The 12,925-nt window shown below is 65.5% G+C and carries 11 protein-coding genes and 1 pseudogene; 3 read left to right on the plus strand and 9 right to left on the minus strand.

Annotated features, from left to right (window positions below; all coding sequences use genetic code 11):
- From IC50_RS18160 to IC50_RS18175, 4 genes and pseudogenes are all read right to left on the minus strand, one after another.
- A pseudogene (locus IC50_RS18160) lies at positions 1-227 on the minus strand (HpcH/HpaI aldolase family protein); the annotation flags it as partial.
- A 61-nt stretch (positions 228-288) separates the two neighbouring features.
- Positions 289-1,086 carry a glutamate racemase gene (gene murI / locus IC50_RS18165; protein ID WP_035707621.1) on the minus strand — a complete coding sequence of 266 codons (798 nt, stop codon included), beginning with the start codon at positions 1,084-1,086 and terminating at the stop codon, positions 289-291.
- Positions 1,087-1,380: 294 nt separating this feature from the next.
- Positions 1,381-2,187 carry a Crp/Fnr family transcriptional regulator gene (locus tag IC50_RS18170; protein ID WP_035707623.1) on the minus strand — a complete coding sequence of 269 codons (807 nt, stop codon included), beginning with the start codon at positions 2,185-2,187 and terminating at the stop codon, positions 1,381-1,383.
- Between the two features lie 227 nt (positions 2,188-2,414).
- Positions 2,415-3,509, minus strand: a complete 1,095-nt coding sequence (locus IC50_RS18175; RefSeq protein WP_035707645.1) for a SecDF P1 head subdomain-containing protein — start codon at positions 3,507-3,509, stop codon at positions 2,415-2,417.
- Between the two features lie 249 nt (positions 3,510-3,758).
- Between IC50_RS18175 and IC50_RS18180 the strand changes: the two genes are divergently transcribed.
- On the plus strand, positions 3,759-5,666 hold the full coding sequence (locus IC50_RS18180) for an acyl-CoA synthetase (protein ID WP_035707626.1): 1,908 nt from the start codon (positions 3,759-3,761) through the stop codon (positions 5,664-5,666).
- A 119-nt stretch (positions 5,667-5,785) separates the two neighbouring features.
- Here IC50_RS18180 and IC50_RS18185 read toward each other — a convergent pair whose 3' ends face one another.
- Both IC50_RS18185 and purB read right to left on the minus strand, forming a co-directional pair.
- Positions 5,786-6,970, minus strand: coding sequence for a M20 aminoacylase family protein (locus IC50_RS18185; RefSeq protein ID WP_035707630.1), 1,185 nt, complete (start codon positions 6,968-6,970; stop codon positions 5,786-5,788).
- 115 nt (positions 6,971-7,085) lie between these two features.
- A complete protein-coding gene (gene purB, locus IC50_RS18190) occupies positions 7,086-8,393 on the minus strand; it encodes an adenylosuccinate lyase (RefSeq protein WP_035707633.1) in 1,308 nt (435 codons plus the stop codon).
- Positions 8,394-8,949: 556 nt separating this feature from the next.
- Between purB and IC50_RS18195 the strand changes: the two genes are divergently transcribed.
- Positions 8,950-9,537, plus strand: coding sequence for a TetR family transcriptional regulator (locus tag IC50_RS18195; RefSeq protein ID WP_035707636.1), 588 nt, complete (start codon positions 8,950-8,952; stop codon positions 9,535-9,537).
- Positions 9,538-9,653: 116 nt separating this feature from the next.
- On the opposite strand, the gene IC50_RS18200 is transcribed toward IC50_RS18195, so the two are convergent.
- From IC50_RS18200 to IC50_RS18210, 3 genes are all read right to left on the minus strand, one after another.
- Positions 9,654-9,959 (minus strand): hypothetical protein, encoded by a 306-nt coding sequence (locus tag IC50_RS18200; RefSeq protein WP_035707638.1) that lies wholly within the window; start codon positions 9,957-9,959, stop codon positions 9,654-9,656.
- 111 nt (positions 9,960-10,070) lie between these two features.
- Positions 10,071-10,724: a response regulator gene (locus IC50_RS18205; RefSeq protein WP_035707641.1), complete on the minus strand. Its 654-nt coding sequence runs from the start codon at positions 10,722-10,724 to the stop codon at positions 10,071-10,073.
- A gap of 7 nt (positions 10,725-10,731) precedes the next feature.
- Entirely contained in the window at positions 10,732-12,102 is a 1,371-nt protein-coding gene (locus IC50_RS18210; protein ID WP_035707643.1) for a sensor histidine kinase, read from the minus strand.
- A 198-nt stretch (positions 12,103-12,300) separates the two neighbouring features.
- On the opposite strand from IC50_RS18210, the gene IC50_RS18215 reads away from it, so the two are divergent.
- Positions 12,301-12,925, plus strand: a 625-nt coding sequence (locus IC50_RS18215) for a hypothetical protein (RefSeq protein ID WP_035707648.1), incomplete at its 3' end; no start/stop codon positions are given.

The following is a 12,925-nucleotide window of genomic DNA, read 5'->3' on the forward strand; positions in this document are numbered from 1 at the left end:
ATCCGCACCAGGGGGGTGCAGGACGTGCCGGTCGTGGCGGCGATCATCGCATGTGCTTCGGTCAATCCGATCGGGCCATGCTCGAGATCGACGATGATCCAGTCGAGCGAACGCGCCATGATCTGCACGGTCTGCACGCTCGGAATCGTCGCAATGGCGCCGAAGGCGGGGCGGCCCTCGCGCCAGAGTTGACGGAGACGGTTGAGCGGCGTGGACGGGACCGACATGGAAAATGCCTGCAAGAAACTGACGACGGCGAGCCTAGCAGCGCCCGGTTGCGGCGCAAGGTCAGGCCAGCACGCGCCCGCCGAAGAATGGTGTCAGCGTGGCCGAAAGGCCATGAACACGGTTCGAGGTGAAGATCATCTCGGCACCGGACTGTGCGATGCCGCCGCTGTGCGCACCCAGCAGGTCCGAGACGCGGCGCGCGATCGCCGGCGCCGGATCGATCCAGTCGACCGGCCAGGGGGCCAGGCGCTTCAGCCGATCGAGCAGCAGCGGATAGTGGGTGCAGGCGAGCACCACGGTGTCGGTGCGCGCGCTCGCGTCCGCGGCATCGCCGACGAAGCAGGGAGTGAGTTCGGCGAGGATGTCGCCGTCGCTGATCGCATCGCCGCCAAGCGCGGCCTCGGCGAGCGAGGCGAGCTCGGGCGAGCCGACCAGCGTCACCTCGCATCCCTGCGCGAAATCGCGGATCAGCGCCTTGGTGTATTCGCGCTTCACCGTGCCCTTGGTGCCCAGCACCGAGACGCGGCGTGTCTTGGACTGCGCGCAGGCCGGCTTGATCGCCGGCACCGTCCCGACGAAGGGCAGGGAATAAGCGGCGCGCAGATGCGACAGGACCAGGGTGGACGCCGTGTTGCAGGCGATGACGATGAGGTCGGGATCATGCGTGCCGATCAGCTCCCCCATCAACGGCACGACACGGGCGATGATCTCGTCCTCACTATGGTGGCCATAAGGGAAGAAGGCGTCGTCGGCGACGTAGACGAAATGCGCGTCCGGGCGCGCGGCCACGACCTCACGCAGCACCGTGAGCCCGCCAAGGCCGGAATCGAACACCAGGATCGTCGGAGAATTGGTCACGTCAATACCCTAGCCCGCCATGGTTACCATTCGGTTTTTGGGGCGATTTTGCGGCGGAACCCCGCAAAGACCGGGGGGCGACGTCTCGTGTCCCGGACGCGCTGCAACGCCTTAAGCGTTGCCGCGCAAAGCCGGGACCCATGCCGCACGATTGCTCTTGGAGGCATGGGCCCCGGCTCTGCAGCGCACCGCAAAAGCGCTGCGCTGCGTCCGGGGCACGAGAGCAAGATATGGGCGCACGCCTTCTCCACATCACGTCGTCATGTGCGGCCTCACGTGGGACGCGCGCGGCGCTCACGCGATCCTGTTCGTGGTGGCCGCGCGCTCCGTCGCCAGCTGCTTCTGCAAGCGATCGATGTTCTGCAGCAGGCGCTGGCTGGTCAGCACCAGGAAATAATAGCCGAACTGCGGGTCCTGGAAGTAAATCTCGAGCAGCCGGTCATAAGTGATCGTCAGCACCTGTCCGTCCTCGATGCATTCGATCGTTCCGGTGCGGCGGTTGTCCGGCGTCAGGAAGCCGAGTTCGCCCATCAGCGCGCCCGGTAGAATCTCGACGTTGATTTCCTTGACCAGGAACTTGCCGGTGACGGTCAGGAGCATCTCCTTGGCGGGATCGCCCAGCTTGAACAGCGTGTCGCCGCGGCGGTATTTGCGCTCGGTCATGAACGGCTTGAGCCATTCGATCGACATGTCGCCTTCGGCCGCATGGCGCGCCTTCTTCACCAGCTTGAGCATCTGCCGCAGGCGCAGGCCGTTGATCGGAAGCAACAGAAGATACAGCAGGAACGTCGCGACATTGGCGGAGAGCGCGCCGAAGACGGCGAACAACGCGCAGCCGATCATATTGGCGACGCGCAGCGGCACCATGGTCCGCATCAACAGGGTGGCGACGAAGAAGCCGGCGCCGACCGCGGCGAACAGATTGGCCAGCGTGATGTTGTGGACGAAGATCTCCAGGAGCCGATTGAAGATCGCATCGTAAGTGACGTTGTTCGGGTCGAGGCCCATCTGGACCAGGACCTTGGCGATCCTGAGGTTATCGGTTGCCGCATCGAGAATGCGGTCGAGGATCGACGAGATGTCTGCGCTGCCGGACGGCATGATCTGGTCCCCGCGTAAGGCCTTCGGTCCTGGTCGGCACTCGTATAGCCGAAATCGAATGACGACCGCTTGAATGACGCTTCCGGCCGTCATGCCGCAAGAGGCAAATTTTAGCCTGATCGGGCGTTTCGGCAATTGCCCGTTGGTTGCGCGTCTGGCCGCGGCGCGGCCGTGATTCGGGGCAGCCGTGCAGGCTTTGCCGTCGCGGAGGGCCTGGATGCGGACGCTTACGGCTTGGCGGCGGGTTTCACGACCTGCTGCTCGACGAGGCCGAGGCGTCCTGCCAGCGAGCCGGCGCGCAGCAGCATGGCGACGCTGTTGGCCTCTTCCAGGGTGAAGTTGCCGGCGATCTGGCCCGAGCCGCCGGTGATGGGCTCGCGGATCACTGGAGCGGAGATCACCTTGTCGTCGAGCACGATGGCGAAGGGTCTTCCGACGTTCTCTGCGGTGATGTGGGCGAAGCGTCGCGTGCCGCGGCCGTTGAAGCGGAACGAGGCGATCGGCTCCTTTGTGTCGCTCGTCAATCCCGGGCCGGCATGGCCGATGTCGCCGCCGTCGAGCGCGCTGTCCCTGGCGACGAGATAAGGAAGCTTGTCCTTGAAGCCGAGCAGAACTTCCGTGCCCGCGGGCGGCGTGCCGGATTGCGCCTGCTCCGCGGACATGGAGATGTCGATCAGGCGAAAGGCGACCGTGACCTTCCTGGCGAAGATCACGGTGACGCGCTCAGGCTCCATCATGCCGGGCAGAAAGATGCGGATGCGGTCTGTCCCATCGGGTTGGACGCCGGCAAGCTTGATGCCGGCCTCCTTGAGGCGCTGCTCGATCATGGCGATGGAATCTTCGACGAGGTCGCGCAGCCGCTCGGCGGATGCCGCATCGGTCGGTGCGAGCCTGATCAGACCGTCTCCGCCATCAGTCACGGTGAGCGCATGCGCGGGCAGTCCCTCCGCCGCCGCCGCGAGCTTGCGCGCGAGCTGTTCGCGACTTTTGGCATCCGCGATCTTCACGTCGACGCCGCCGTCGCGGATCGCAAGGCCGGAGAAGGCGATCCGGCCCTCGCGCAGGGTCTTGTAGACGTCGTCGCGCAGGTCCGTGACGACCGCCTCCCGCAAGGCGTTGGTGTCCACCTTGTAGACGATGCGCGATCCGCCCAGCTTCTCCATCTTGTCGGTGATGAAGGCCGCGATCCTGGCACGCATCTTGTCGAACTGGCTGTCGGCGAGCGCGGCGGAGGGCGGGGCAATCGCTACTGCCATGATCACTGATGTCGTCGCGATCGCGGCGAATAACCGAGGGGAACGATTCCGCGGAGGCGTAGGCATAATCACCTCAAGTCTTGCGGCAGGACGCTGACAGACGAATCCAATGCCTGTTCTTGGTCCCCGGTCTGGGCGCGGAGGTTCAATGGCCGTCCAAGCCGGCCTTGATCGCCGCAGTCGTTAGGGAATGGACGAAGCCTCAATCATCCATCATTCTGTTCCCCGCTCGGCCGGCCATCGGCCGAGGCCTCGCCGAACCAATTGTCAAAAAGACAGGGGCGGGAAAATGCATCTGAGGGAGGACGGAATTCCATGGCGGGCATCCACGCGCTCGATCGGTTCATCGGCAACGACTATCCGGATCTTTTGACGGACGAAGAGGTCCGGGCGTTCGAGCAGGTCCCCTACGCCGACCGCATTGCCGCCGAGAGCACCTATGACGCCATCAGGCTTGGTGCGGCGCGCAACCCTGACGGTGCGGCGATCCAGTTCCTGCAAAATGCCGATCCCGCCGACGCGCCGCTGGTCGTCACCTATCGCGATTTCATGGCGCGCGTCACGCAGGCCGCCAACATGTTTCACGCGCTCGGCGCTGAGAAGGGCGACGTCATCAGCTTCATGCTGCCGCTGGTACCGGATGCCTTCGTCACTCTGTTCGGCGCGGAGGCCGCCGGCATTGCCAATCCCGTCAATCCGCTGCTCGAGTCGCACCAGATCGCGGAGATCCTGGAGGCCGCGAACACCAGGATCCTGGTCGCGCTCGGACCGATGCCGGGCACCGACATCTGGCAGAAGGTCGAGCAGATCCGCCCGCAGCTCAAGCATCTGAAGGCCATCGTGCAGGTGTTCGGCGGCGGCGATCCGGACAAGGGCATCTTCGCCTTTGGCGACCTGATCAAGCAGCAGCCGTCGGACCGGCTGGTCAGCGGGCGCAAGATTTCGGGTGCCGACATTGCGGCCTATTTCCACACCGGCGGCACCACCGGCACGCCGAAGCTGGTGCGGCACACCCATGCCAACCAGGTCTATCAGGCCTGGGCGCTCAATCTGCTGTTGAAGGCGAAGCCCGGCGCCAATCTGCTGTTCGGCATGCCGCTGTTTCACGTCGGTGGATCGCTGACACAGGTGCTGACGACGCTGTCGAGCGGGGGCTCGCTGGTCGTGCTGTCGCCGAGCGGCTGGCGCAATCCGAATGCGGTGAAAAATATCTGGCAGCTCGTCGAGCGCTACAAGCCCGAGGCGCTGTCGAGCGTGCCGACGGTGCTGGCCGCGACGCTCGCGGTGCCGCCTGACAATGCCGATATTTCGAGTCTGAAATACGCCGCGGGTGGCGGCTCGGCGATCCCAGTCGCCGTCGGCTCCGCGATCCAGGACAAGCTCAAGCTGCCGGTGGTCGAGGTCTACGGCATGACCGAGACCTCGAGCGTGCACACGCTCGCTTACCCCGGCCGGCCGATCCGGCTCGGCTCCGTCGGCCTTCCCATGCCCTACGCGCGGGTGCGTGTCGTGCAACTCGACGCCGATGGCCGCCTGATCCGCGACTGCAAGCCGGACGAGATCGGCGTCGTCATCATGGCCGGGCCCGGCGTGTTCGGCGGCTATCTCAACGACGAGCACAACAAGGGCGCCTTCGTCGACGAGGTCTGGGTCAACTCTGGCGATCTCGGCCGCCTGGATGCCGACGGCTATCTCTGGATCACCGGCCGCGCCAAGGACCTCGTGATCCGCGGCGGCCACAACATCGACCCGGCGCCGATCGAGGAGATCATGTTCCGCCATCCCGCCGTCGGCTTCGCCGCCGTGGTCGGCCAGCCCGACGCCTATGCCGGCGAATTGCCGGTGGGTTATGTGCAGTTGAAGCCGGGCGCAAAGGTCGAGCCGGGCGAGCTGGAAGCCTGGGTGCGCGAGCGTACGCCGGAGCGCGCCGCCGTCCCGGTGCAGGTCATTCCGATCGATCCGATGCCGGTAACCGGTGTCGGCAAGGTGTTTAAGCCGCAGCTGCGCTGGGACGCGGCCGAGCGCGTATTCGCCAAGGTGCTGGCGCCGCTGGTCGAGCGCGGCATCGACTGCAAGGTCAAGGTCGGCGCTCACGGCAGTCACGGATCGATCGCGACTGTGACGCTTGCCGGCGTTTCCGAGGATCAGCGCAAGGCGGTTGAAAGCGAAGTGCACACGCTGCTTGCGCCGTTCGTGATGCGCCACGAGGTGGTGCAGGCATAGGAGAGGGCGGCGCTTCGCACGCTGGGCAGAGGCACGTAACGCCGTGCCCACCGTGTTCCGGGTGAGCGTGGGGTGGGTCAGCCCTGCGATTGCAAAGTGCAATCGCTCGGCGCAACCCACTACGAAGCGGCTACCCCCGCCGGCATCCGCGTTTCGACGAGACGCGCCCAGAACGAGGCGCCGTGGCCGAGGATGTTGTCGTTGAAGACATAGGCCGGATGGTGACATTCGTTGCCGTCGCCCATGCCGACCAGCACCATCGCGCCGGGACGGGCCTCCAGCATGAAGGAGAAATCCTCGGCGCCCATCATCGGGATGAACTTGTCGTTGACACGATCGGCGCCGACGATGTCGCGGGCGACGTCGGCGGCAAGGCCGGCCTCGCGCGCATGGTTCATGGTGACCGGATACATCCGCGTGTACTTGGTCTCGGCCGAGCCGCCATAGGCGCGCGCGACGCTGTCGGCGACTTCGCCGATGCGGCGCTCGACGAGATCGCGCACTTCGGGGTCGAGCGTGCGCACGGTGCCGCCGAGCTCGGCAACCTCCGGGATGATGTTGAAGGCCGTACCGGAATGGAATTGCGTGATCGAGATGACCGCCGACTTCAACGGATCGACGTTGCGCGCAACGATCGATTGCAGCGCATTGACGATCTGCGAGCCGATCAGCACGCTGTCGACCGACTTGTGCGGGCCTGCACCGGCGTGACCGCCCTTGCCGCGGACCGTGATCTGGATGTTGTCGGAGGAGGCGAGCATCGCGCCGGGCGTGGTCGCGAAATGGCCTTCGGGCAGGCCCGGCATGTTGTGCATGCCGTAGACCTCCTGGATGTTCCAGCGCGTCATCAGCCCGTCCTCGACCATGGCCTTGCCGCCGCCGCCGCCTTCCTCGGCGGGCTGGAAGATCATGATCGCGGTGCCGTCGAAATTGCGCGTCTCGGCGAGATATTTGGCCGCGCCCAGCAGCATGGCGGTGTGGCCGTCATGGCCGCAGGCATGCATCTTGCCGGGCACCTTCGAGGCGTAAGGCACACCCGACGTCTCCATGATCGGCAGTGCGTCCATGTCGGCGCGCAGGCCAATGGTCTTGCCGGAAGCCGACTTGCGGCCGCGGATCACGCCGACCACGCCGGTGCGACCGATGCCGGTCACGACCTCGTCGCAGCCGAACTCGCGAAGCTTGTCGGCGACGATGCCGGCGGTGCGGTGGACTTCGTAGAGCAATTCGGGATTCTCGTGGAAGTCATGGCGCCAGGCGGCCATTTCGTCGGAGAGGGCGGCAACGCGGTTGACGATGGGCATGGGTTGGGATCCGTTTTTGTGGGCGTTGTCGTCATTCCGGGGCGGTGCGAAGGATCGAACCCGGAATCTCGAGATTCCGGGTTCACGCTTCGCGTGCCCCGGATTGACGGGAAGTTCAGCTCTCGCCGAACACGCGCTTGAAGATCGTGTCGACGTGCTTGAGGTGATAGCCGAGGTCGAACTGCTCCTCGATCTCGGCGTCGGTGAGATATTTCTTCACCTCCGCGTCCTTCTTCAGAAGCTGGAGGAAGTCGCCTTCGCCGCGCCAGACCGGCATGGCGTTGCGCTGCACGAGCTTGTAGGCGTCCTCGCGGCTCGCGCCCTTCTGGGTCAGCGCCAGCAGCACGCGCTGCGAATGCACGAGGCCGCCGAGGCGATCGAGGTTCTTCTGCATGTTGGCGGGGTACACCAGGAGCTTGTCGATCAGGCCGGCGAGGCGCACCAGCGCGAAGTCGAGCGTCACGGTGGCATCGGGACCCATCATGCGCTCGGCCGAGGAGTGCGAGATGTCGCGCTCGTGCCAGAGCACGACGTTTTCCAGCGCCGGCGTCACATAGGCGCGCACCATGCGCGAGAGGCCGGTGAGGTTCTCCGACAGCACCGGGTTGCGCTTGTGCGGCATCGCGGACGAGCCCTTCTGCCCCTCGGAGAAGAACTCTTCGGCCTCCAGCACCTCGGTGCGCTGCATGTGGCGGATCTCCACCGCGATGCGCTCGATCGAGGAGGCGATCACGCCGAGCGTCGAGAAATACATGGCGTGACGGTCGCGCGGGATCACCTGGGTCGAGATCGGCTCGGGGACGAGGCCCATGGCCTTTGCGACATGCTCTTCGACGCGGGGATCGATCTGCGCAAAGGTGCCGACCGCGCCGGAGATGGCGCAGGTCGCGACTTCCTTGCGTGCCGCGATCAGGCGCTCCTTGGCGCGCGTGAACTCGGCATAGGCATAAGCGAGCTTGAGGCCGAAGGTGACGGGCTCGGCATGGATGCCGTGGCTGCGGCCGATGGTCGGCGTCATCTTGTGCTCGAACGCGCGTTTCTTGAGCGCGGCCAGGACCTTGTCGAGGTCGGCGAGCAACAGGTCGGCGGCGCGGGTGAGCTGGACGTTGAGGCAGGTATCGAGCACGTCGGAGGAGGTCATGCCCTGGTGCACGAAGCGCGCCTCGGGGCCGACGATCTCGGCGAGGTGAGTGAGAAAGGCGATGACGTCGTGCTTGGTCTCGCGCTCGATCTCGTCAATGCGGGCGACGTCGAAGGTGGCGTCCTTGGCCTTGGCCCAGACGGTCCTGGCGGTCTCCTTGGGGATGGTTCCGAGCTCGGCGAGGGCGTCCGCCGCGTGCGCCTCGATCTCGAACCAGATCTTGAACCGGGTCTGCGGCTCCCAGATCGAGGCCATTTCGGGACGGGTATAGCGGGGGATCATGGGAGGGCTCCAGAAGGTGGGCGGACGATCCTGACGGTGCGGCGCCGGCCAAAATGCTTTTTACGCCGTGATTTAACAGAGCTGGCGGGGTGAAACAAACGGTCTGGGCTGCGGGCGAGGGGGATCGCCAAGCTTTCCACCGGACCGGTTCGCGGGGGATGCAGCCCAGCCGCAAATATTAGCGGTCAATCACGGATCATTGACTGACAGATATTGAAATCTGTCAGCGAGACGTGTATATCCGTCTTGGACGTTCCGATGGGGCGTCCCGCGACAAGCCCCGGGGAGCCCGACATCCGAACCAAGCTCGGATCGGAGGGCGGATGGAAGAACGGGGACCGCGGACGAATGGAGACTTAAGACAATGACGACCGAAATCCTCAATTTCACCGGTGTGATTGGGCATTGGCTCAATTTGCTGGTGGCGCGCCAGATCGCGGCGCAGGCTGCAAAACTGCCTCATTAAGGCATAGGCTTTCCGAACGACCGGCGAGGGCGCTTCGGAAGCAGCCCTACTGCCGGGTAACTGAGCCCCAAACGGGAACATGGTGCTGGCATGAATGAAGCCGTTATCCTGACGCCGGAGCGGATCCTCGAAGTGACCGAGGACGTCTTGCGGCGCTACGGACTTGCCAAGGCCACCGTGGTTGACGTTGCCCGTGCGCTCGATGTGAGCCACGGCAGCGTCTATCGCCATTTCCCCAGCAAGGCTTCGCTGCGCGAGGCCGTTGCCAAACGCTGGCTGGACCGCATCGACGCGCCGTTGCTGGCGATCGCCAGGGAGCAGGGGCCGGCGCCTGACAGGCTGGACCGCTGGCTGCGCACGCTGTTCGCCGCCAAGCGTTCGCGTGTGCTCGACGATCCTGAAATGTTCGAGACCTATCTGACGCTGGCGCGCGAGGCCTGCGCGGCCGTCAAATGTCACAAGGACACCATGATCGACCAGATCGCGGCGATCCTGACCGACGGCGTGAAGCAGGGCGAATTCGCCGCGGGTGACGTCAAGGCAACCGCGCGCGCGATCTTCGATGCGACTGTCCGCTTTCACCATCCGGCCCATGCCGACGAGTGGAAGGACGCCGATCTCTCCGCGCGCGTCGATGCGACGCTCGCACTGCTGCTGCGCGGGCTGAAGGCGGCCTAAAGCATGATCCGGAAAAGTGCGAAGCGGTTTTCCGGAAAGATCATGCGTAAACAACAACCTAAACCGCGATGATCATTCATCCAAATCTCATCGCGCTTTAGACCGCGACGCCTAAATCACCCTCTCGCCTTGTGAAGATGCGCGCTCTCGTGAACGGAGGGTGAGGCGGTCGCATGCTTGCGCGGGTGATATGCGCCATTCGCCGCCGGTACGACCGGCGGGCACTCCGGATATGCGTTGATCGCGATTTCGACGGCATCCTTTGACCGCTTTCGAAGGCGGTAGAACGTCAGCTCCTGTTCGAGCATGGGGCAGCGAAAGTGGACGACGGCGGTGTCAGGCAGGCGGCAAAGTTCGTCGATGAGTTCGCCTACGGTAATGATCGGGGGGTGGTCGACTGCCTTGTGATGAACCTTGCTCATGGCGATTTACTCCTCCACTCTACTGCTAACCGGGGCTGGATGGCCTCCGTTCCATCCCGGCCAGCAGATTCGCGAACGCCAGGTCGCTCGCGGAATGCGGCAGCTCCGCTGCTAGATCCTCGTCAGCCCGCACGTCGCCGCCAGCCGCACCAGCTGCGCATCCGTGCGCGCGCCGGTCTTGGTCTTGATCAGATAGTGATAGTTCTGGACCGTCTTCACGCTGAGATTGAGACGCGCCGCGATCTCTTCAGTGGTGGCGCCGCCGGCGAACTGGTGCAGGATCTCGATTTCTCGTTCGCCCAGTTGATCCAGCGCTGAACCTGTCGGCGAAAGACTCTCCTCAGCCAGAACATGCGCGATGTCGTCGCTCATGGCGCGCTCGCCGCGGGCGACGCTGCGTATAGCGGTCACGACGGCAGAGGGTTCGCTGCTCTTGGTGACGAAGCCGCTGGCGCCGGCGCTGAAGGCGGCCTTCACCAGCACGGCCTCGTTGTGCATCGTGAAGACGAGGACCCGCGCCCGCGGGCTGCGCGCCCGGATGTTGCGGATCGCCTCCAGCCCGCTCGCGCCGGGCATCGAGATGTCAAGAACGACGACGTCAGGATCATGCGCCTTGAACGCCCCGTAGGCGTCCGCGGCGTTGTCGGCTTCCGCCACGACATGCAGATCGCCCTGGCTTTCCAGCACGCGCCGATAGCCTTGCCGGACGATCGGGTGATCGTCGACCAGCAAGACGGAGATGCCTGTTGCTGCAGCCTCGCTCATTCCGGCCTCACGCGGCGAGCGGGATGGTGGCGGCGACACTGAGGCCGCCACGGGCAGGCAGGATCGACAGCGATCCGCCGGCCGCCGTGACGCGCTCGCGGATGCCGGTGAGGCCGAAGCCGGTTGATTGCGCCACGCGTTCCGCATCGCCGCCGCCGTCGTCCTCGACCCGGATCAGGAGCGCGTCATCATCGCCGGCCCGCCGCTCGATGCGCAAGCTGATCTCGCGCGCAGCACCATGGCGCAGCGCGTTGGTCAGGCATTCCTGTGCCACGCGATAGGCCGTGGTGGCGGCCGGACCGCTGATGTCCGTGAGGTCACCCCTGAGATCGAGCTGGATCGTCGGCCGCGCCGCGCTCTGCGCGCGCCAGCTGTCGACGAGATTGACGAGACTTGCCTCGAGCCCGAGCTCCTCGGGTAGCGGATTGCGCAGACGCTTCAACGCATCGCGGAGCGAGACCATCAGATGATGGGTGGCCTGCGAGATCATGCGCGCATCCTGCGCGATTCCGTCGGCCTTGTTGTTCTTCGTGCTCGCTGTTTCGATCATGTTGGCGAAAGCGAGAATGGCGGAGAGATTCTGCCCGAACTCGTCGTGCAGCTCGCGGGCGAGGGCGCGCCGCTCGTCGTCGCGGATTTCGATCAGGCGCCGCGTCAGCGCGGCGCGCTGCTCGGTGGCCTCCTCCAGCCGGCCGCCGAGCTCGCCGACGGCGCTGCCGATCATCGCCAGCTCCATCGAGCGGAAGCGCGGCAGCTTGGAGCGATATTGACCGCGCGCCATGCGCTGCAAGGCCGTCACAATCGCTCGCGCCGGCGCCAGCGCATGTGCGATCGCCAGCGAAGCCAGCAGCGCAATTGCCGCCGCCATCAACAGCGCGACGTCAATCACGTTGAGGATGTACTCCCAGGCCAGCGAGACGGCCGCCGCACCATCCGGCGTTGCGACCACCGTGCCGGCAGAAGCGGCGCGGGGACTGACGGGCCGGATTGCCTCGGCGTGGCTGCCGAGGAAGGTGGGCACAATGGCGGCGAACCAGCGCGGCGGCAGCTTGCCCAGCCCCTCGCTCTGGCCGCAGAGCGGCTTCTCGAATGCCGCGGCCGGCTGGAACTCGACGCAGACGCCGGGCGAGATCAGCTTCATCGTCTCCAGCGTGCGCCAGTCTGGAACCGGCAGAAGATGCTCGCGCGCTCTGCTGCTGCGCAGCAAAAGCTCGCGCCAATACAGCGCCTGTAGCGCCTGCGCGACCCGCTGCGCCGAGGCCGCAGTCGCGCGATCGACGCTGCGATAGGCGTCGAACGTCGCCCAGACGGTCGCGGCTCCGAGGCAGAGCGCGACGATGAGCAGCAGACGGGCGACAAGCTGAAGCACGAGGCGCATGCGATCACCCCCGACGTTTGGTAAGGTCAGCCTAACAACGCCGCCGCGCCTTGCCAATTGCGGGGTGGGCCGGGATGGCAGCTCGGGCAAATTTCCCAAGCCGGATTGGGCATGGGTCTTTGGACCGGGCGCGACGGCTTTGATCTAATTGGGTGGAATCGTTGCAGGCCAATCCCTGCAAGCCGGGAGCAGTGCAGCATGAGTTCGATGACGATTGGATCAATCGCGGGCACCACGACCGACTCGTCCGAGCGCAGCGCGCTGCTGTTCTGGATGATCTTCACCGGGCTCTCGATCTTCGCCGTCGTGCTGCTGTGGCGGTTCGGCCTGATCCATCTCATGCTGACCTCGGACCGCACCTACATTTCGAGCGTCATCGCGGTGCTCTACGTCGTCACCTGCGGCCACTGCTTCCTGCGAACGCGGGCGATCGCGCGGGAGGGGGCGGCAGCACGGCGCTGCCGCGCGGTGTTGTCGGCGGCCGGCGGCAGCAAGGCGCTCGATGCGAGCGCGGCGGGGCTGCCGCGCGGGCTGGTGCGCGACCACATCGAGAGCCTGGTGACCAAGGCCGCCGCCCAGGACTATCGCCCGGTCGATCAGACGCTGCTGCTGCGGACGCTCGCCGACCGCCTGCGCGGCTCGAATGGATTCGGGGCCTTCGTCTCCGACACGCTGATGAAGCTCGGCCTGCTCGGCACCATCATCGGTTTCATCATCATGCTGGCGCCGATCGCGGGCCTGGACGCCGCCGACAAGGTCGCGATGCGCTCCTCGATGGGCTTGATGAGCGACGGCATGGCGGTCGCGATGTACACGACGCTCG

Source organism: Bradyrhizobium genomosp. I (2014), assembly GCF_000261685.1.
Taxonomy (GTDB): domain Bacteria; phylum Pseudomonadota; class Alphaproteobacteria; order Rhizobiales; family Xanthobacteraceae; genus Bradyrhizobium.